Raw genomic sequence first — 20912 nt, forward strand, 5'->3', positions numbered from 1 at the left:
CGCCAGTCCGAAACGCAGCGGATCGTTGCAACAAGTGATCATTCGCTCGTGCAACCCGGGCTGGCGGTTCTACATCTTTATGTCAATTCCTCACGCCAACAACTACTGGTCATGTTCCGCAATTACATTAAGATTGCCTGGCGAAATATTGTCAAGAGTAAGACGTTTTCGTTCATCAACGTGCTTGGCCTGGCGCTGGGCATGGCGTGTAGCCTGCTTATTCTGCTCTGGGTGCAGGACGAGCGCTGTGTGAACCGGTTCCACGCCAACGGACCGCGCCTGTACCAGGTGCTGGAGAACCAGCGATGGACCGGCAACGAGACCAATACCATTCCGGCTACCCCCGGCCCGATGGCTGCGGCCCTCACCGCCGAAATTCCGGAAGTGGAAAGATCGGTGAACATGACCTGGGAGGAAGAGCATCTGCTGGCTGTTGGCGCGACGGGTTTCAAAGAAAAAGGCCGGTTTGCGAGCCCTGACCTGTTTCAGATTTTTTCGTTCCCGTTTCGGCACGGCAACCCCAAAACAGCCATTGCAGGCCCGACGAGTATCGTTATCTCCGAAAAGGTAGCCCTGAAACTGTTTGGCAGGACCGATGTGCTGGGGCGGCTCGTTCGGCTGGATGCAAAAGAAGACCGACAGATAACGGGCGTGATGTATGACATACCGAAGACATCAACGCTGACGTTCGATTTTGTGATGCCGCTGGCTCCCTACGAGGCCAGGAATGAATGGCTCAAGGCCTGGGGCAACAATGGTATTCGCACGTTTGCGCTGCTGCACCCCAACGCCAGGGTAGAGCAGGTGAACGCCAAAATTCTGAACATGGTGCATCAGCACGACAAAGAAGTGACGACGGTTACCACCTTCCTGTTTCCCTTCGAAGACACCTACCTGTACTCTAAATTCACCAACGGTAAACCTGACGGCGGGCGCATCGAATACGTCCGGCTATTTACGATGGTGGCTATTTTTATGCTCATCATCGCCTGTATCAACTTCATGAACCTGGCCACGGCCCGGTCGGCCAGGCGCGCCAAAGAAGTGGGGATCCGGAAGGTGGTCGGCGCTGAGCGGGCGTACCTGATCGGGCAGTTTGTGGGTGAAGCCGTACTGATGGCCGGGCTGGCGCTGGTTTTCGCGGTGCTGCTGGTCCAAATACTGCTGCCTGTGTTTAACCGGCTGACCGATAAGGATATGGCTATTCAGTATGGTGACCCGCTGTACTGGCTGACGGGCCTGGGGCTGGCTCTGTTAACGGGAATTGTGTCGGGAAGTTATCCGGCCCTGTTTCTGTCGTCGCTTCAGCCGGTCCGGATTCTGAAGGGGACTCTTCGCTTCAGAGCGGGAGCTATCCTGTTTCGGCAGGGGCTGGTAGTGTTTCAGTTTGCGTTATCGCTGCTGCTCATTATCGGTACGCTGATTGCCGGTCGGCAGGTCGACTACATCCGCACCAAAAACCTCGGCCTGGACCGCGAGAATGTTATTTACATGACCCTGGAAGGCGATTTGCCGAAGCACTTCGAGGTGTTCAGGGAAGAGCTGCTACAGTCGCCCGGTATCCAGGCCGTAACCGCTTCGGGCTCCGACCCCATGGAAATCAGCAACTCAACGGCGGGCGTTACGTGGAAAGGCAAAGCTGAAGGTGACAAAACGCTCTTCACCCAGATGCCGGTCAGCTACGATTTTATTCGCACGATGCGGGTGAAACTGCTCGATGGCCGCGACTTTTCGAAAGCGATTGTTACGGACAGTGCCAACTACCTCATCAATGAAGAAGCCGCCCGGCGTATGGGTATGAAACAACCCGTAGGGCAGGAGCTGACCTTCTGGAACAAGCCGGGCCGTATTGTTGGTCTGATCAAAAACTTTCACATGAATTCGCTGCGGGTGGCCATCGATCCTCTCATCTTACGGCTCGACACGGCTAATACCAGCACGCTCCTGGTCAGAACCTATCCCGGCGAAACGGAGAAAGCGCTGGCGAGTATGCAGTTGCTGGCCAAACGCTACAACCCGGCTTATCCGTTCGACTACCAGTTTGCCGACGACAGTTTCGAACGGCAGTACAAGAGCGAAACGCTGATCGGGAAACTGGCCAACTACTTTGCCATTCTGGCTATTTTCATTGCCTGCCTGGGCCTGTTCGGGCTGGCCATGTTCACGGCCGAGCAGCGCAAGAAAGAGATTGGCGTAAGAAAGGTGATGGGCGCATCGGTAGCCAGTATCGTAGCCCTGCTGAGTAAAGATTTTCTGCGGCTGGTCTTGATTGCGATTGTGATTGCCAGTCCGGTAGGCTGGTACGCCATGAGCCGATGGCTGCGGGATTTTGTGTACCGTATCGATATTGAGTGGTGGGTGTTTGTACTGGCGGGCGGGCTGGCGGTGGGCATCGCGCTGCTGACGGTGAGTTTTCAGAGCATCAAAGCCGCCCTGGCAAACCCCATCAAATCGCTGCGGTCCGATGGAATATAAACCAGCCTGGTAGCCGCGTCCGTAAAACGGTTTCTACGTGACTGGCTATCAGAGAAATGGATGGCCTTGTTTGTGGCGCGGGTGGGTTGTCCGCTGTCGTACGAAACTGTCCGATATCGGACGTTTTGGAGATACGTAATTTTGATAAAAGTCTGTCTAACAGATTTTTATCAGGTGTGGCATGATCGTGGCGGTAAAAGGCCTACATGCTCGCTTCTGTTCCGTAAATCGACTCTAATTAATTGATACTCATGAGAACGCTGCTACTTCTCTTCTTCGCTACGGTCAGTTTCGGAGCCCTGGCACAACGCAGTTCCTACAACAAAAACGTAACGACCGACGGTCGGCGCTTACAGATTCGGGTAGACATTCGGGATGACGACCGATCGGTCCATTACAGCCGTTCGTTCGATGTGCGTCATATGAGCCGGGCGGAGGTACAGGCGCTGGAGAAGCACGTTCTCGACTCGCTCGACGTGGCCATGCAGGCCCCCGATCAGCGTAGCCCACCAGACAGTCAGTTTAGCCAGGCGGTGGCGGAAGTTCGGCAACCGTCCGCTTCTGGTCGGACCAATACGGTAGCCCTGGTGGCCAACAACCGGATTCCTTATCAGGAAACGGTAGAAGAAGACCTGGCCGAAGGGCGGCTTAAAGTGCGGTTTACCTTCAAAGCCGACGGGCAGGACAGCAGCGTGGAACGCTCGGCTACGATTCGCGACAACAGCGAGCGCGGCCTTCGAAAGCTGCTGGAAGACGTAAAGCAGCAACTGAAGGCCGAAATGGAAGAACTCGTGGCGTCGTCTGACGTATAGTTTTTCTCGTTACCTTCCTCTTTATACCATATGCTGCGTAGCTACCTGACCACAGCTCTGCGGGCTTTGCGTCGCAACTGGAATTATACGTTCATCAACGTTGTCGGCTTAACGCTGGGGCTGGCCTGTTGCCTGCTGCTGTTTCTGGCCATCCGGTATGAGCTGAGCTACGACCGGCATCATACCCAGGCCGATCGCCTGTACCGGCTCATCACGTACTATACCGATGCGGAAGACGACCAGCGTAACGTAGGGGTGCCGCTGCCTATACTGGCGGCTCTGCGAACGGACTTCCCGGACATAGGTCGTCAGCTTACCCTGGTTCACGAAGTCGAAGGGGTGGTTCGGGCCGCGAATGGCAACAAGTTCGACGAGCCCGCCGGCGTTATGGCGTTTATCGAACCGGCCTATTTTCGGCTGTTTGATTACCGCTGGAAAAAAGGAAGCGCCGAAACCGCCCTCTCGAATCCCAACACGGTGGTGCTGTCGGAGCGGATGGCGCAGAAATATTTCGGTACGGCCAACCCGATGGGGAAGACGATTCGGCTGAGTAACCGGATGGATTTTGTGGTAACGGGCATCGTACAGGCACCACCGGCTACCAGCAGTCTCCCCTTCGAGCTGATGCTGTCCCTGGCCTCGCTGAAAACGTTTGGCGCCAACACCCGCTGGGACGACTGGGGGTCGAACTCGAGTCAGGCGCAGCTGTATCTGATGTTGCCCGAGACCCGGACACCGGCGGCTATGGAGCGGCAATTGATTGGGTTCACTAACAAGTACCACAAACCCGACGACGCCAAACGCCTTCGCTACGAGCTACAGCCCCTCACCCAGATTCATGTCGACACTCGCACCGGCAACTTTGCCAACCGGACCGTGAGCCGACAAACCATCTGGGCCATGACGTTGATCGGGCTGTTTATTCTGGTTACGGCCTGCATCAACTTCGTCAATCTGGCTACAGCGCAGGCTATTCGTCGCGCCAAAGAAGTAGGGGTGCGGAAAGTGCTGGGTAGTTCGCGGGCGCAGCTGGTGCGGCAGTTCCTGGGCGAAACGGGCCTGCTGACGGGCCTGGCCGTGCTGCTGGCGCTACTAGTGGCTTACCTGTCGCTGCCCTACGTTGTCGAACTGCTCGATATCCGGCTCACGCAGGCGGTGCTGTTCGAGCCCGTTATCCTGGCGTTTCTGATCGGCCTGGCGGTTTGTACAACGCTGCTGGCTGGCTTCTATCCGGCCCTGGTCCTGTCAGGTTATCAGCCGGTGCTGGCGCTGAAAGGAAGAATACGATCGGTGGGGGGCAGCCAGCTGACGCTGCGCCGGAGCCTCATTGTAGGGCAGTTTGCCGTGTCGCAGCTGCTGATTATCGGTACCATCGTGGCCTATAGCCAGATGCGGTATTTCCGGTCGGCCGATCTGGGGTATAACAAAGATGCCGTGCTGACGGTACCCTTACCCGACGGGCCTAAAACGGGCCAGCTCGAAACGCTGAAGGCCCGGCTGGCCGGTCAGCCCGCTATCCAGTCGGTGAGTTACAGCCTGTCGACACCGTCGGCCAACGGGAACTGGTGGACCAGCTTTCGGTATGGCAATGCCGACAGGGAGGCTGATTTTTCGCTGGTGATGCGTCCGGCCGATACTGCCTACTTCAGTACCTACGGCTTAACGCTGGTGGCGGGTCGTATTCATCAGCCGGCCGATACCATACGCGAAGTGGTTGTCAACGAATCGTTCGTCAAAAAGCTGGGTCTGCGCGACCCACAGCAGGTAATCGGCACATTCATAACCCTGGGCGGTAGTTCCACCAAAAAGCCGATTGTCGGCGTCGTCAAAGACTTCAATACGTTCTCGCTGCATCAGCGGACGCAGCCCTGCGCGATAACGACCCTCCGCGATACCTATGGCCAGTTGAGCATCAAGCTGTCGACCCAATCCGGCGGAACGGAAGCCATCAGTCGGTTAATAAGCACCGTTGAGAAGGCATGGACGGCCACGTTCCCGGATTTTGTTTTCACCTACGAATTCGTCGACGAATCCATCGATGACTTTTATCGCAACGAAGAGCGGCTGTTTTTGCTGTTCCGATTGCTGGCCGGTATCGCCATCCTGATCGGTTGCCTGGGGTTATATGGGGTGGTGGCGTTCATGGCCGAGTCGCGCACAAAAGAAGTCGGCATTCGTAAAGTGCTGGGTGCCTCGACCCGCCATATTGTTAGGTTGTTTTCGGCAGATTTTGTTCGGCTGGTGCTCATTGCGCTGGTCATTGCATCGCCTTTGGCCTGGTATATCATGAGCGGGTGGCTCCAGGATTTCGACTACAAGATCGAGATCGAGTGGTGGATGTTTGCCCTGACCGGCGCCATCGCCGTCGGCATCGCCCTGCTGACGGTCAGCTTCCAAAGCCTGAAAGCTGCCCTGACCAACCCCGTCCAGTCCCTGAAATCTGACTAACTGTAGAGCCGCAACCCTGGCGTCTCCTGTCCGGAGGCTAATGTCTCCCGGAGGCCACTATCTCACCCATCTGTAGTCTGGCCTCTCCCGTCCCGAGACTAGTGCCTCAGTCCGTTGAAAGTCAGTCCTGTTTCGCACTTTTACATTTCCTTTACAAGGTTTTACAGCCTATTGACAGCGTGCGGAGTACGGCCGCCTACATTTGCTTCATCACCCAACGAACAATACCGATGAAGACAACAGCTTGCTTACTGCTCATCGGGCTGGCGTGTGCTGCGCCTGGCCTGACTTTTGCTCAACAACCTAACACCTGCTCGGCGGCTTTCGTAGGCAACCGCATGCTGGTCGATCAGTACACGACGACCGGAAGGTGCCGCCTGTCGGCCAAAACTACGGGCGAGCTGACCGTTCGCACCGTCGACCTGTCGCCGACAGCAACCCGGGCCATCGACAAAATCGGGTTTAAGGTAGCCATCCGCGATAAATCGACGGGAACCCTGCGCATGTATGCCGGCCATACGTTTCAGAAACTGCCCCTTCAGCGGGTGCTGGCCAGCTGCAGGAAAGGCGATCATATCGTGCTGCTCACCGTCGACAACCGGTACGCGCTGCCCCATAATGAGATTCTGGTTCATTAATCTTTAGCTTATAGATGCTCTATGAAGTCTGTAACTATTTACCGTAAACTGGTGCTGCTGGGCCTGATTGTCTGCGCTCAGGCTGCCTGGTCACAGCAGCAACCGGCCGGTCTGTACTGCAACCCAATCACCCTGAACGGTCACCCGCTCAATGTTGAGTCGTTCACCCTGTATACCCGGGGAGTGCTGGCCGTCGTACACGGCGACCCGGCCAGCACCAACCACAAACCGCTGCCGTTTCGGGTCTACCTCCGGCGGGCGGGCACCATCATCCGGCAGGGCGCATCGAACGACACCTACGATGTCTATTCGGTTCAGCTGCAGGAGCTGATGCCCGTGGCCCGGGCGGGCGACGAACTGGTCATTGATCTGGCGGGCGATGCGAAAGCCCAGGCTGGCGGTCGGCGTACCCAGCAGGTAATACGACTAAAACCGTTTGACCCCTTACTAAGCTGGTTCAGGCGGAACGACAATTGCTAGATCAGTGCTGCCATGAAAGGGTTATCCATTGCTGCCCCACTTATGCGCGTCCTGACAGGAGGAGCCTGCCTGCTCGGCCTGGCGCTGCTGTTGGCGCAGTTTATCGGCGCTACCCCCGGCGTTTCACCCTCGGAAGCCCGCAGCCGGGATGATAAAATCAACCTGGCTCTGCGCCGGACAGCGCATCATCTGCTGCGCGCAGCCGGCGACTCGACCTCGCGCATTCTGCCGGTGCAACGGACGGGCCCGCATACGTTTCAGCTCCGGCTGACTCAGGCGTTTGACTACGACACCCTGCCCGCCCTATTGCAGGCGTCGTTCCGGCTGCACCGGATTACCGAGGCCTACGACGTAGCAGTGCTGGACTGTACTACGGGCCAGGTGCAGCTGGGCTACAGCGTCACCGATCTGATGGATAACCAACCGGTACCCTGTAGCGGCCGGGCCAGGCGGGCCGGCTGTTATACCTTACAGGTCACCCTGGCTCCTCCGGCCGCGCCCGCTCCCCGCACCCATACGGGCTGGCTACTCGCGGCCGGGGGGCTGCTGATCGGTCTGCTGTATATTTCCTGGCAACGCGCCCTGGCTCCGCAGACCATACCGGCACAAACGATACCCACTGAACCGGCCGACGTAAACCCCGATCAGGTACGTTTCGGCAACACGATTCTCGACCTGGGGCGGCAGACGCTCCGGACGGCCGGTACCGAGCAGAACCTGACCTACCGCGAGGCCAAGCTGCTGCGGCTCCTGGTACAACATGCCAATCGGGTGCTGGAGCGCGACGCCATCCTGAAAGCGGTCTGGGAAGACGAAGGCATTACCGTTGGACGAAGCGTTGATGTATTTGTTTCGCGGTTGCGGAAGCTCGTACAGGCCGACCCGGCGGTGCGCATTGTGGCCGTACACGGAGTCGGCTACCGGCTGGAAGTCCGCACTGGTGAATAATCGGTAAGTAGCCGTGCAACCTTCTGTTAACGAAACGCATCTTTCCTCCGTAAACAAACCATCAGCCATGAAACGCAGCCAGTTTTTCCTGACCCTGCTCAGCGCAGCCACCCTAAGCCTCCCCGCTTTTGCTCTCGATACCCACCGCGACGATCGGGAAGAGCCGTTCCAGATCAAAACGTTTTCGGGTAATATCAACGCCGTACGGGCCGAAACATCGGGTGGAAGCCTCACCATCGAAGGCGGTACCGACCGGAACGCCAAGGTAGAAATGTACGTGCGCCCCAACAACTGGAACGGTCGCAACAACCTAGACAAAGCCGAGATCGAAGAACGCCTGAAAGAGTATGACATAACCATTACGCAGGAAGGGGGCACCATCGTGGCCATTGCCAAACGCCGGAACAACGACCGCGACCGCTGGAACCGGAGCCTCAGCATCGGCTTCAAGTTCTATACGCCCCGCAACGTAGCCACCGATCTGCGCACATCGGGCGGCAGCATCCGGCTGGCGGGCATCAGTGGCAAACAGCGCTTCCGGACCAGTGGCGGCAGCCTGCACCTGAACGATGTGCAGGGCGATATCAATGGCCAGACCTCAGGCGGCAGCATTCACCTCGATCGCTGCCGGAGTACAGCGGGTATCCTCGACCTGCAAACCTCGGGCGGCAGCATCCACGCCAGCGAATCGTCGGGCGATATGAGGCTCCATACGTCGGGTGGCAGTATTGAACTCAACGGCCTCAAAGGAGATATCGATGCCCAGACCAGCGGAGGCAGCGTACGGGGCCGCGACCTCGACGGCGACATCAAAGCTGGCACGTCGGGCGGTTCAATTCGGCTGGCCAACGTGGCCGGCAGTATCGACGCCAGCACCAGCGCCGGCAGCGTAGAGGTAAGCCTAAGCCAGCTCGGCAAATACGTTCGGCTGAACACCACGGCCGGCAGCGTTCGGGTACAGATGCCGCTGGATAAGGGCCTGGACCTGAACCTGAGTGGTAACCGGGTCAACATGCCCGAGCGGCTGGCTCGTTTTGAAGGAGACATCGAAAAGGACCGGGTGCGCGGCAAACTCAACGGGGGCGGTATTCCCGTCAATATTTCGGCCAGCAGCGGAAGCGTGTCGATCAACTAAGGAACGACCGCTGATTTTTTCATCACGAGCGCCGGCCGGATACAGGTAATTCCTCGTATCCGGTCGGCGCTCGTTTGGTGCAAGCAGGGTTGATGCGCAGGCCAGGCAACCGGTCAACGTCAGTTTATTCGTACTTTTAGGGGTCGATTGATCTCCGTTACGCATGTTCCGTCTTCCGTCTGTAGTGCCCTTTGCCAATCTGTTGCCCAGCTTTGAGGGTGACCTGTATTTCGATGAATCGCCGGCGCATACGGCCCAGCGGCTTCTGTATGCCACCGATGCGTCGGTTTATCAGGAGATTCCCGTTGCGGTAGCGCTGCCCAGAAACCCGGCCGACATTAAGCGGCTGTTGCGGTTTGCGCAGACGAACGGCCTGGGCCTGATTCCGCGAGCGGCCGGTACCTCACTGGCCGGGCAGGTGGTCGGTAGCGGTATCGTGGTCGATATCTCCAAATACTTCGGGCAGGTGCTGGAGATCAACGCGGCCGAGCGTTGGGTCCGCGTACAGCCGGGGGTGATCCGCGATGACCTCAACGCCCAGCTTCGCCCGTACGGGCTCCTGTTCGGCCCCGAAACCAGCACCGCCAGCCGGGCCATGATTGGCGGCATGATCGGCAATAACTCGTGTGGACTGCATTCCATCATCTGGGGCACCACCCGCGATCACCTCCTCGAAGTCCGCGCCGTACTCAGCGATGGAGCCGAAGTTACCTTCGGCCCACTCAGCCGCGATGCCTTCGAGGCCAAGTGCCGGGGCGAGAACGTAGTCAGCCCGCTTGAACAGCGCCTGTATAGCCAGTTTCGCGACTGGCTCAGCCAGCCCGGCATCCGTCAGCACATCCGCGACGGGTATCCCAAACCAACCGTTACCCGCCGAAATACCGGCTACGCCCTGGACGCGCTGGTGTCGACGTGGGAACAGGAGAACGACACGGCATCTGCGGCTTCTCCCTATTTCAACTTCGCGCCACTCATTGCCGGGTCAGAAGGAACGCTCTGCTTCATCACCGAAGCCAAGCTGAACCTGCTGCCGCTGCCACCCGCCGAAACGGCCCTGGTCTGTGCCCACTTCGAAACCATCCGTCAGTCGCTCGAAGCCAATCTGGTGGCGCTTGATCATCGGTGCGCGGCTTCTGAGCTGGTCGATGACTATATTCTGCAACTGACCAAAACCAACATCGAGCAAACCAAGAACCGGGCCTTCGTTGAAGGCGACCCCAAGGCGATTCTGATGGTCGAGTTTTTTGACGATACGGCAGCGGGGGTGCAGCAGCAGGCAACGGCCTTCGTACAGGCGCTACAGCAGAAAGGGCTGGGCTATGCCTACCCGATTCTGTTCGATGCCGACACCAAAAAGCCGTGGGCGCTGCGTAAGGCGGGGTTGAGCATCATGTACAACATTCCCGGCGATGATAAGCCGGCCAACGTCATCGAAGATACGGCCGTTGACGTACGCGACCTGCCGGACTACATCGACGAGCTGGACCGGATGGCCTGGGAGCAGCACGGCCTGAGGCTGGAGTATTCGGCCCATGCCGGGGCGGGTGAGATTCATGCGTTGCCGCTCATCAACCTGAAGTCGGGCGAAGGACGGCAGAAGTTCCGCGCCCTGCTGATGGATACGGCCCAGCTCGTGAAAAAATACGGCGGTTCGCTCTCCGGCGAGCATGGCGACGGTCGGCTGCGGGGCGAGTGCATTGCGTTCATGCTCGGTCCCGAAAACTACCAGCTCTGCAAAGACGTAAAAGCACTCTGGGACCCGCATAACACCTTCAACCCCGGCAAGGTGGTCGATACACCCGCCATGAACGAGTCGCTGCGGTCGGAAGCCGATATGCCTATTCCGCAGCCCCAAACCATTTTTGACTTCTCGAAAGACGGCGGTCTGCTCGAACTGGCCGAGAAATGCTCGGGCTCGGGCGACTGCCGAAAAACCCATCTTTCGGGCGGAACCATGTGTCCGAGCTACATGGCCACCCGGCGCGAGCGCGATACCACCCGGGCCCGCGCCAATATGCTCCGGCATTTCTACAGCCGACAGAGTAAGCCGACGGACCATGATTACGAAGCCGTAAAAGACGTGCTCGACCTCTGTCTGTCGTGTAAGGCCTGCAAGTCGGAGTGCCCCAGCAGCGTCGATATGACCCGGATGAAGGCCGAGTTTACCCAGCAGCAGTACCGCGAAAAAGGCGTTCCGATGCGGGCGCGGCTGGTCGGTAATTTCTCCCGGCTGATGTCGCTGGCCAGTCTGGCCCCCTGGGCCTACAACGCTATCTATAACACGCCAGTCCTGCGCCGGATAGCCAACCGCACCGTAGGCTTTCATCCGGACCGTACCATGCCCGAGCTGGGCCATACCACCGTACGGGCGTGGGCTAAAAAGGCGTTAGGGCGCACCAAATCGGCACCTGCCGCCAGCGCGACATCCCCCCGCCTTGTGCACCTGTTTCTCGACGAGTTTACGAACTACAACGACCTGTCGGTTGGCCAGAAAGCCATTCAGCTGCTGGAGCGGCTGGGCTACACGGTTTTCCTGCCAGACCACGCCGAAAGCGGGCGGACCTACCTGTCGAAAGGACTGGTCGAAGATGCCCGGGACCTTGTCATTCGGAACGTAACTGGCCTGCGCGACCTGGTTTCGGCCGAAACCCCGCTCGTTGGGCTGGAGCCGTCGGCCATCCTGACGTTCCGCGACGAATACCCAGACCTAGTACCTGCCGAACTGAAGGCCGATGCCCGGCGACTGGCTCAGCATACGTTCCTGTTCGAGGAGTGGCTCGCCCGCGAAGCCGAAGCGGGTCGCGTTGACCGGGCTCAGTTCACGACCGAAGCCCGGCAGGTGAAAGTACACGGCCACTGCCATCAGAAAGCCCTCTCGACCATGGAGCCGGTAAAGACGGTGCTGTCGCTGCCTGCCAACTATGCCGTTGAGCTGATTCCGTCGGGCTGCTGCGGTATGGCGGGCTCATTCGGATACGAAACCGAGCACTATGAGCTGTCGATGCAGATTGGCGAGCTGGTGCTGTTTCCGGCCGTGCGGCAAACGACCGGCCAGGTTATCATTTCGGCCGCTGGTACCTCCTGTCGGCACCAGATCAAAGACGGAACGGGTCGGCACGCCCAGCACCCCGCCGAGATACTGTTCGACGCGCTGGCGTAGGGTTCGATACGACAACGGATAGGCAACTGGTTTCCGGCGCCGATCGGACCACCCGCCGATGCGGCCCCAAACCTTTTCCGCTCCCGCTGGTTTTCCATAGACCTTAAACATTCACAACGGTTATGGAAAACAACGCGAATCTCAGCGATGGTGCACAACAGGCCGATATCGTATCGAGCGAACATGCCGAAACCATGTTCAGTGCCGATCAGGCCGAAACCAATATGGTTAAACTCGTTGACGGTAAACTGACGCCCATGGGCGACACCGAAGACGATGTATCCGACGATATGCCCCGCATCCGGGTCGGCTCCGACGAGGAGCGGGCACTAATGGGCGACGACAAAAAGAAATACGAGAACTCGGAAGCTGCGCTGCGGGCGGGGAATGTCATTGACCCGAGCGTGATGCCCAACGACCCGATTGCCGTGGGCAACATCACCGGCAATCCCGACGCCGGGTCGACGGTCAACACGGGCCTGTCGTCAGAAGATGAGTCTGGCAACGACCGCACCGACGCCGGAAAGGACGCTACGCCAACCCATGCATTCGGTATGTGGCAGGTAGGTAACGGCAGCTATATGCCCGGGAATCAATTTCATGGGTACGAAGCCGAAACCTACAGCGTACGGGCCGATATGGTGCCACCCACGCCGGGTACGCCAGACCCGATGCAGCCCGTCCCGGGTATTCCGGAAACCCCGCCCTACAACCCGGTGCCGGGCCCCGAAATTCCGGATCTGCCCGGCCAGCCCTCACCCGACGAACCCGAAATTCAGGAGCCGGACCAGCCCGACCGGTCGCACGAGATCAACGCCGGCTTCATTACGTTCACGTCGGGAGCCGCTGGTATTCTGGCGGCCGATGACGTTGAACCCGGTGAGGCCGTTCCCGGCAACCAGTATGAAGGTATGTCGGCAGGGCCGAACGACGAAGGCATGGACGAAAAACCCGACACCGGCGATTCGGCTCACCCTTACGACGTAAACGCCCGCGATGCCGACGAATACCAGCCCGGCGAGCGGCCCGAAGAAGGTCAGGAAGCCCGGCAGCAACCCCGCGAAATGATGGATGAAAGCAGCATTACGGCCCAGGATATGGTCTCTGGTCCTGATCGCTCGGATCAGAAATCGACCGACGGACTCGACCGGAAATACAACGATCCGGAAGCCGCCCGCGACATGGCGAGCTAGGTCCGGAAAAGTAAAGCGAGTGGGCACTGGTGCTTTGTACGATCAAACGGTCCTGCAAAGCGCTAGTGCCCACTCGCTTTTTTTATACCTTTACCCGGTTAACTCGTGAATTCCTATGAAAACCTTATTCATCTCATCGCTGCTGCTGGGAACCATGCTGGCGGCTACCCCTCCTGCCGAAAAACCCGGTAAATGGACATCGCTCTTTGACGGAAAAGCCATCAAAGGCTGGCACAGCTACCACAAAACGGGTGTAGTGGGCTGGTACGTCGAAGACGGCGCCCTCACCCCCGACGGTACCGGTGGCGACCTGGTAACCGACAAGGAATACGAAAATTTCGAGCTGGAGTTTGAGTTCAAGATCCCGAAAGGATCGAACAGCGGGGTGATTTATAAAGTGATCGACAGCCCCGATATCAAAAGCACCTACATGTCTGGCCCGGAATACCAGGTCATTGACGACCGTGGCTATGAGTGGAAAGACAAAGACGGCAAGCTCATGAAGCTCGATGATAAGCAGCTCAGCGGAGCCGCCTACGACATGGTGCCGCCAGCGGATAAAAACACGCTCAAGAACATAGGCGAGTGGAACAAAGGCCGTATCCTGGTCAACAACAATCACGTGGAGCACTACCTGAACGGCAAAAAAGTGGTGGAGTACGAATACGGCTCCGACGACTGGAAAGCCCGGCTGGCTAAAAGCAAATTTGCCAACTGGCCTTATGCAACGCCCCATGCCAAAGGCAAAATAGCCCTGCAAAACCATAGCCCCGAAGAGAAAGTATGGTACCGCGACGTAAAAATCCGGGAGTTATAACCAATTGATCGTTACTACGTGGAGCGCCCCGGCTGGAGCAGCGGTTGTAGATGCGTCTACATCGCTCGATACCCGCCGGGGCGCTCTGTTGATACCTACCCATGACTGATCGAAAACCGACTACCGGACCGCTGCTGGGTCTGCGGATTCTGGACCTGACGCGCCTGCTGCCGGGACCGCTCGGTACCATGCTGATGGCCGATATGGGCGCCGAGGTGATCAGGGTAGAATTGCCCGATGCCCCCGACTACGTACGGTCGTTTCCGCCCTATCTGAACGGCGAATCGGCTCATTACCTGGCCTATAACCGATCGAAGCGGAGCATCCTGCTCGACTACCAGACGCCCGACGGAAAGGCCCGGTTTATGGAGCTGGTAAAAACAGCCGATGTGGTGGTAGAACAGTTCAGGCCGGGCTACCTCGACCGGCTGGGCCTTGGGTACGCCCACGCCCGGGCCGAAAACCCACGGATTATCTACGTGTCCGTTACCGGTTTTGGCCAGACCGGGCCGTACGCTCACCTGGCGGGACACGACCTCAACTACCTGGCGCTGTCGGGCGTGCTGAGTCTGACCGGGCCCCATCCTGACGAGCCACCCGTCGTTCCCGGCGTTCAGCTGGCCGATATTGCGGGCGGTTCATACGGCTGCGTCATGGCTACCCTGGCCGCGCTCTACGCCCGCCAGCGAACCGGCGAAGGGCAGCACGTGGATGTCTCGATGACCGATGCGGTGATGCCGCTGCTGTCGGCGGCTTACGCGCTTCAGTCGGGCGGTGTCGACCAGCAGACGTCCGGGCCGGTGACGCGCGGGCAGCTGCCGCTGTCGGGGGGCTTACCCAACTACGGCGTATACGGGTGTCGGGATGGTGGTTACGTAGCCCTCGGCGCGCTGGAGCCGAAGTTCTGGCAAAAATTCTGCAGGCTGGTGGATAAGCCCGACTGGCTGGGTTTTCTGCTACCGTCGGACCAGGAGGAGCTCCGTTTGTTCAAAACCCAGATCGGGGCTTTGTTTCGGGAAAGAGACCGTGACGACTGGGCCCGCTTCGGGCTGGACCACGACCTACTGATCACCCCCGTTTATACGCTGGCCGAACTTGACCGCGATCCGCAGCTGTCGGCCCGGCAGATGATCGTGACGCAGCAGCATCCCGTAGCGGGTTCGTTTCGGAGCATCGGCGTTCCGCTCAAGTTTTCGGCCACGCCCGCCCGGCCGGCCTGGCCCGCGCCCCAGCTGGGTGCCGATACAGACGCGATCCTGGGAGCCACCCGCCCGGATGAATAACCTTATACCCGGGCCGTTCGTTAAACAGGTATACGCAACGATCAACGTTATGAAACGCACCCTGTTTTTCACCACCCTGCTTGGCGTAGCTGTGCTGGGGGCTGCTTCGGCCCAGAGCAACCAGTCGCCTACCATGCAGCAGTCGACCTCGACCGAAGAAACGCGACCGGCTAACCCGGTTCGGCCGAAAATACAGCGCCGGACCCGCCAGGAGCGCATGCAGATGGAAACCGGTCTGGACACTACCCTGCCCAAAAACCGGAAACAACGCCGGCTCCGGCCCGACTCGCTGCGCCGTGGTGGCGCTACCCGGGTCGATACCATACGGTAGTGCGCATTTGCATCTGAAAATACAACCAACCAACACGTTATGATTACGTATCTGATAGGGGCATGCCTGGCCGTATCGCTGGCGCAGGCTGACCCGCAATCGCCTAAAAAAACGGGTTCTACCAAGGCTGCCTCAGGATCAGCCACTGCCGCAACGGCAAAACCTGCATCGGCCACCGCCCCGGCGCGCCCGCTCCCCGAACATCCGCTGTCTACCAAGTTGCAGGATGAGAACAACAGTAACCCCTACTACCGAAAAGAAAAAGCCAGCGGCCGGGGTACCAAACGCGAGTACACCCCTCGCCGGACCGCATCGGGTGCCCGGAAAGATACCATGAACCAGCGTCGGCCTCAGGGCAACTAATGAACATGGCGCTGACTACACCGGCTCGTGTGGTCAGCGCCATTGTATTGATCAGCGCCTGCTGGTTCAGTTCGCTTTTTGTCGTTCTTCCTGGCGGGCTTCCCGTTTAGCTTTGCGTTCGGCTTTCCGCTCCTCACGCTTCTCTTTACGTTCGGCCTTTCGTTCGGCGCGCTTGGCTTTAAAGTCCTCTTTAAAATCTTTCAGCGCATCCTGCAGGGTGATATTGTTGTCGAATTCGCCCCGGAAGGCTTCGATGTACGCGTTGCGGAGCACGCCAAAGATCGTGGGCCAGACCGCCGTTTTCACGTCGTCGATGGTGCCGTTGAGTGGGATGCGCGTAGCTACCTGATCGAGCCGCTGATTTTTCAGGACCGCCGTTCCGCCCTGCGCCAGCAGCTCGGTAAAAAAACGACCCACCGACCGACCTTCATGTTCGTTCAGCTTGAAGATCTTCATGTCTTTGGTCAGGGGTTTGAGATAGCCGTTCAGCTTGCTGTCGAGCATAGCCATCTCACTGTAAATACTGACGGTACCGCGCTCAAAATCAATGTTGGCGTATTCGCGGGCCAGGTTATTAATCTTGACCAGCTGCACGTCGGTGAAGCGCATGTTATAATCAAAGTCAGGCACCACTTTCAGCAGATTCATATTGGCCGAGAAGTCCATTTTGCCGCTATAGCCCGGCGCATCGGCCGTAGCGACTACTGGCGAAGGCAGCTTCTTGTTGGCATCGTCTACATTGCGGATGTTCCGGATTTCGGCGTTGAAATGCTGAAGCGACAAATCGGCGCGGGGCTGGGTAACCAGGCTGGTCAGATCAATTTTGCCGTTGATGACCGCAAACCGGTTGATGTTGATCGGAAGCAGCTTTTTGAGATAGGCCGTCCAGTCGACCTCGGCACCGGTCTGGCTGCTGGCTTCATCGTCGCTGAAGGCGAAATTCAGCTCCGGTTCGTACGCTTCTACCTCGCTGACCAGTTTGCCTTTGAAGAGCGATTTCCACTCGACAGACAGATCGGTTTTGGGCATGTATAGGAAAGGCTCTTTGATTTTGCCGTTTACCTTTCTGATGCGGAGACCGTCGAGCTGGTAAGCGCCCCGAATCAGCTGGATGTCGATGTCGTCGACGTGGCCTGTGTAATCACCCATATCGGCCAGCGTTCTGTTCACGTACTTGAGTACGAAATAAGGCAGTAGCAGCCGGGCAATAATCAGCAGGGCTACCAGGGCCAGTACGATCTTTGTTGTGCGTTTCAAAACGTTGCGTGAATTGGTGTAACGTTTTGTTAACACATAAAAAAGAACTGGTGTTTAGCCCAGTACGTGAATAGGCCAGTTGATCACGTACTGGGCCAGGACGATGGAGACCTACCGGCCGAGCGAGAAACGACGGCCGTTGAGGGTGGTATATTTAAAGTCGGTGCCTCCGTTGAAGGCTACGTCGTCGAGGTTGGTCTGCCGCGGAAAGTGGACATATTTGAAATCGGCGTTGCCGTCGAAGCGGGCCGATTTAAAGGTTACGCCTTCGTCAAATTTGGTGTATTTGAAATCAGCCGAGCGGTCGAAATGGGCTTTGGCAAACAGGGCCTGCTCGTCAAATTTGGTGTATTTGAAATCGGCATAGCCCCGGAAGTTCGAACCGCTGAAGTCGGCCGCCGAGTTAAACTTGGTGTATTTAAACAGGGCTTCGTTCCGGAAGGTGTTGCCGGTGAACTGAGCCCGCTGCCGGAAGGTCGAGTACTTGAAGGCCGCTTCATCGCTGAAGGTGCAGTTCTCGATCGTGACGGCTTCGTTAAAATCGGCATTGTAAACCCGGTTGCTGATCTTCATAAATCGGCCTTCTTCGCTCCGATAGGCTAGAAACTTGCCATCGAACCGGCAGTTGCGGAAGGTAAGCGGTACCTCTACCGTGCTCAGGTACTCTTCTGACTCGCCCCGCCAGTTACCATCCCGAACTTCGCGCCGGTTGGCAAGGCTGGTCAGGTCGAGGTCACCGGTTATGGTGACGTTCTCGTACGAAACGGTCTGTTTCCGGTTAATCTTATCAATGATCTCCGAGGCAGAGACGGTACGCTGGGCCAGCGCCGGGGTCAGCAGTACGAGCGCCAGCAGGAAGGACGTCAGGATAGTTTTCATGGAGTCTGTGTTGCGTTTGCGGTAAAGATGCAGACGGGTGCACGAAGGTTGCGCCGGTAGCAACAAAAACGCCGAATCCGTTTCCAGATTCGGCGCCAGCAGCTTCGGCCGACTGTGGCTGTCCTTAATCCATCCACATCACTTTATCGTAAGCGATCTCGAAGTCCATCTCCTGAAGGGGGAGCAGCCCACTGAACCGCCCGTGTTCATCGGTCTGAACGGCGTTCCAGAGGCCCGACGCATCGCGCAGCAGTAGTTTATAGCCGTACAGCGGATGCAGCGTTTTCTGATCGGTGCGATGGTCCCAGCCGGTTTGCAGCTCGATAGCAAACCCGATCCGATCCAGCACATCGTCCATCTGGTTCGCCAGGCTATCGGCCCCGTCGAGTTCTTCAATCCACAGAACAAGCCCGTCGGTACCCCAGTCGAACTGAAGCGGAGTAGCTGTCAGGGTAATTACGGATGCATTCATAGAGTTGTTGGGTTGAAACGCGACTGAACGCGTCTGTTGTGTGCTAAGCGGTCAGGCTCTGCCAGGCTGTCCTGCCTGCCGGCTGGGGGAGTTGTTGCTCCTCACGCCATTTACGAAGCCAGAACCGGTACTTTTTGCGACCATAGTCGATGAAGCCGGGAATAGACGTGGCATCGACTGCAAACAATCGGTGAGGGCGCTGTTTCATCACACCTACGAAGACAAACCTGAACTGGCGGGTATCGACCCACTCGTCGGTTGATGCATGCCGCAGGCTATCGATGTAGAAAGCAGCCTGCCGGTCGTAATCGTAGGTGTAGCAGGACTCCAGAAACTGGGCCTGCGTGCGGGCCGAGGTGGTCTTTATGTCGATAATGAGGGCATGGCGTCGTTTGGGGCTGGTATATACCATATCCAGACGGGATTTGCAGCCAATCCCCGTTGCCGGATCGTCCCAGAGGATCACCCGTTCACGTTCAGACAGGCGCAGGTAGCGTCGGCAGAATGTATCCCGCCGGATGGTTTGCATCAGCGTTTCCAGCTTTCCGGTCTGCTGAAGGGCCTGCTCCGGCGAGTGGGCATCGAACAGACCCGGCACCAGATCGGGCAGCAACTGCGTCAGCACTGAGCCTACCGTTTCGGGTTCGAGCAAATGCTGGTGGAACGCCCGGCCAAACACTTTCGCTTTCTCAAAATTGGCCTGGGCCGCCGGAATACGCATGGGATGTCCCGTACCATAACCCAGGTGTTCTTCTTTCAGGCGTGTCAGATCGGAGTTCGACACCCGCGCCAGCGCCCGGTAGTCGTCATCGGTGCTGACCAGAGGTTGTATGATCATAAACGAAGGGGAGAGGGAAAGAATACGGAAAGCAAATAGGGCAGCTCGGAAAGCCGCCCTACTGACTTAGCCTGCTGCCAGCAGGTCTGGTTCGTCGGCCGTAATCAGGAACGGGTTGTAGTAGTTCATCGCCGTTTTGATGTTGGCAATGTCGGTCAGCGTCTCCTGCCGGAATATTTTGGTTTCCTGCGCAAACTGTTTCAGCGGAGCCGTTTGGGCAGGATCGGCCATCTTGTAGGAGAAGGTAGCGATGTAGTAAACACCCCGCGGCTGAATTTTGGTGTTCTCTTTTTTCTCGGCTACGGCGGTAATGACCACATCGGCCAGCGTCAGATCATCATAGTACAACGGTTCGATCAGCCGGAAGATATTGTCGACCGAATAGCCATGGAACAGGATCGCGGATACGCAGTTCTTATCGTCGATGAAGAAAATCTCTGCCCAGTTTTTGGTACCCATGTTCAGGATATTATCGGTAAAAATCCGCCAGGCAATGGGCTGAAACGTCAGGGTCCGTCCTACTTTTTCGGTGCCGTTGATGTTGAACACACCTTCCTTCGCATCGAAGCGATACTGACGCGGGTGCCCTTCCAGGTATTTGTAACGTCGGGGCAGGGCCGCAGTCGTTACTTCGTCTGGTTGTTCGTGTACCTTTTGATTCGCTTTCAGAGCGGTTTCGCTTTGAATTGTCGAAAGTTGGGTTTTGTTTTGTGTGTTCATTAGTATTTGTTGTTTACTGTTCAAGCAGGGGGCCCATTTTGCGGTCCCTTTTGCCTTTTATAAGGGTGTTGTTTATAGCATTAAATTTACACAGTTTTGCGTATAATACAAAGCCGTTTTGGCGATTTATTTGCCTGATTGTACAGGTAAATGTGTAAAATAAAGATTGTCACGCTTGCCCGTGTTTACGCATGCCTGGCAGGGTCCTGCCTGGTTGTATATCTCCCTTTTACTGCCCGTCTATGATTCATTCACGTCTGCAGGAGTTAATAGATGCGCTGAATGTGAGCGTTCTTGAATTTGCCCGCCAGCTAGGTGAACGCCGGGGCGAAAAAGTATACCATATCCTGCACGGCCGGCTGAAACCCCGCTACGATACGATCGAGAAAATACTCCTGGCCTACCCGCAGGTCAACGCCGACTGGCTGCTCCGGGGTGAAGGACTCATGTTCAAACAGCTAGACTCGCCGTCGGCTGCCATCACGACAGAAGAGCGATTGCGGAATATGGAATTTCTGTTGTTCCAGCTGGCGGAACGGGTTTCGCTCCTCCAGGAAACCAATGATCAGTTGCTGGGAGAATTACGCAAACTGAGGGGAAAGCTATAAATTATGTATTGTCTATATATATACTATTTTATTGAATTAATCAAAGATTATTTAA

Annotated in this window: 19 protein-coding genes; 14 read left to right on the top strand and 5 right to left on the bottom strand. The window is 57.4% G+C overall.

Annotation, left to right across the window (positions count from 1 at the left end):
• The first annotated feature begins 111 nt into the window (after window positions 1-111).
• From FBR45_RS18860 to FBR45_RS18920, 13 genes are all read left to right on the top strand, one after another.
• Window positions 112-2475: an ABC transporter permease gene (locus tag FBR45_RS18860; protein WP_138505144.1), complete on the top strand. Its 2364-nt coding sequence runs from the start codon at window positions 112-114 to the stop codon at window positions 2473-2475.
• A 251-nt stretch (window positions 2476-2726) separates the two neighbouring features.
• Window positions 2727-3287 (top strand): hypothetical protein, encoded by a 561-nt coding sequence (locus tag FBR45_RS18865; RefSeq protein ID WP_138505146.1) that lies wholly within the window; start codon window positions 2727-2729, stop codon window positions 3285-3287.
• A 30-nt stretch (window positions 3288-3317) separates the two neighbouring features.
• The gene (locus FBR45_RS18870) at window positions 3318-5735 is read left to right on the top strand and encodes an ABC transporter permease (protein ID WP_138505148.1); all 2418 of its coding nucleotides are present in this window, start codon (window positions 3318-3320) and stop codon (window positions 5733-5735) included.
• A gap of 230 nt (window positions 5736-5965) precedes the next feature.
• Entirely contained in the window at window positions 5966-6373 is a 408-nt protein-coding gene (locus tag FBR45_RS18875) for a hypothetical protein (RefSeq protein ID WP_138505150.1), read from the top strand.
• A gap of 21 nt (window positions 6374-6394) precedes the next feature.
• Window positions 6395-6853 carry a hypothetical protein gene (locus tag FBR45_RS18880; protein WP_138505152.1) on the top strand — a complete coding sequence of 153 codons (459 nt, stop codon included), beginning with the start codon at window positions 6395-6397 and terminating at the stop codon, window positions 6851-6853.
• Between the two features lie 42 nt (window positions 6854-6895).
• Window positions 6896-7801, top strand: a complete 906-nt coding sequence (locus tag FBR45_RS18885) for a winged helix-turn-helix domain-containing protein (RefSeq protein ID WP_138505154.1) — start codon at window positions 6896-6898, stop codon at window positions 7799-7801.
• A 67-nt stretch (window positions 7802-7868) separates the two neighbouring features.
• Window positions 7869-8936, top strand: coding sequence for a DUF4097 family beta strand repeat-containing protein (locus FBR45_RS18890; RefSeq protein WP_138505156.1), 1068 nt, complete (start codon window positions 7869-7871; stop codon window positions 8934-8936).
• Between the two features lie 163 nt (window positions 8937-9099).
• A complete protein-coding gene (locus tag FBR45_RS18895; protein WP_138505158.1) occupies window positions 9100-12096 on the top strand; it encodes an FAD-binding and (Fe-S)-binding domain-containing protein in 2997 nt (998 codons plus the stop codon).
• Window positions 12097-12218: 122 nt separating this feature from the next.
• Entirely contained in the window at window positions 12219-13289 is a 1071-nt protein-coding gene (locus FBR45_RS18900) for a hypothetical protein (RefSeq protein WP_138505160.1), read from the top strand.
• 115 nt (window positions 13290-13404) lie between these two features.
• Entirely contained in the window at window positions 13405-14106 is a 702-nt protein-coding gene (locus FBR45_RS18905; protein ID WP_138505162.1) for a 3-keto-disaccharide hydrolase, read from the top strand.
• 101 nt (window positions 14107-14207) lie between these two features.
• Window positions 14208-15389: a CaiB/BaiF CoA transferase family protein gene (locus FBR45_RS18910; protein ID WP_138505164.1), complete on the top strand. Its 1182-nt coding sequence runs from the start codon at window positions 14208-14210 to the stop codon at window positions 15387-15389.
• A gap of 49 nt (window positions 15390-15438) precedes the next feature.
• On the top strand, window positions 15439-15720 hold the full coding sequence (locus tag FBR45_RS18915; protein WP_138505166.1) for a hypothetical protein: 282 nt from the start codon (window positions 15439-15441) through the stop codon (window positions 15718-15720).
• Between the two features lie 39 nt (window positions 15721-15759).
• Window positions 15760-16083: a hypothetical protein gene (locus FBR45_RS18920; RefSeq protein ID WP_138505168.1), complete on the top strand. Its 324-nt coding sequence runs from the start codon at window positions 15760-15762 to the stop codon at window positions 16081-16083.
• A 66-nt stretch (window positions 16084-16149) separates the two neighbouring features.
• Here the strand turns inward: FBR45_RS18920 and FBR45_RS18925 are convergent, their stop codons facing one another.
• From FBR45_RS18925 to FBR45_RS18945, 5 genes are all read right to left on the bottom strand, one after another.
• Window positions 16150-17340: a DUF748 domain-containing protein gene (locus FBR45_RS18925; protein WP_138505170.1), complete on the bottom strand. Its 1191-nt coding sequence runs from the start codon at window positions 17338-17340 to the stop codon at window positions 16150-16152.
• A gap of 111 nt (window positions 17341-17451) precedes the next feature.
• Window positions 17452-18219 (bottom strand): pentapeptide repeat-containing protein, encoded by a 768-nt coding sequence (locus tag FBR45_RS18930; RefSeq protein ID WP_138505172.1) that lies wholly within the window; start codon window positions 18217-18219, stop codon window positions 17452-17454.
• A gap of 124 nt (window positions 18220-18343) precedes the next feature.
• On the bottom strand, window positions 18344-18691 hold the full coding sequence (locus FBR45_RS18935) for a hypothetical protein (RefSeq protein ID WP_138505174.1): 348 nt from the start codon (window positions 18689-18691) through the stop codon (window positions 18344-18346).
• A gap of 43 nt (window positions 18692-18734) precedes the next feature.
• Window positions 18735-19529 (bottom strand): PD-(D/E)XK nuclease-like domain-containing protein, encoded by a 795-nt coding sequence (locus tag FBR45_RS18940; RefSeq protein ID WP_138505176.1) that lies wholly within the window; start codon window positions 19527-19529, stop codon window positions 18735-18737.
• Window positions 19530-19595: 66 nt separating this feature from the next.
• The gene (locus tag FBR45_RS18945; RefSeq protein WP_077921705.1) at window positions 19596-20249 is read right to left on the bottom strand and encodes a hypothetical protein; all 654 of its coding nucleotides are present in this window, start codon (window positions 20247-20249) and stop codon (window positions 19596-19598) included.
• Window positions 20250-20491: 242 nt separating this feature from the next.
• On the opposite strand from FBR45_RS18945, the gene FBR45_RS18950 reads away from it, so the two are divergent.
• Window positions 20492-20857, top strand: a complete 366-nt coding sequence (locus tag FBR45_RS18950) for a helix-turn-helix transcriptional regulator (RefSeq protein ID WP_138505178.1) — start codon at window positions 20492-20494, stop codon at window positions 20855-20857.
• Window positions 20858-20912 lie beyond the last annotated feature (55 nt).

The organism is Spirosoma lacussanchae, from assembly GCF_005870035.1.
Taxonomy (GTDB): Bacteria; Bacteroidota; Bacteroidia; order Cytophagales; family Spirosomataceae; genus Spirosoma; species Spirosoma lacussanchae.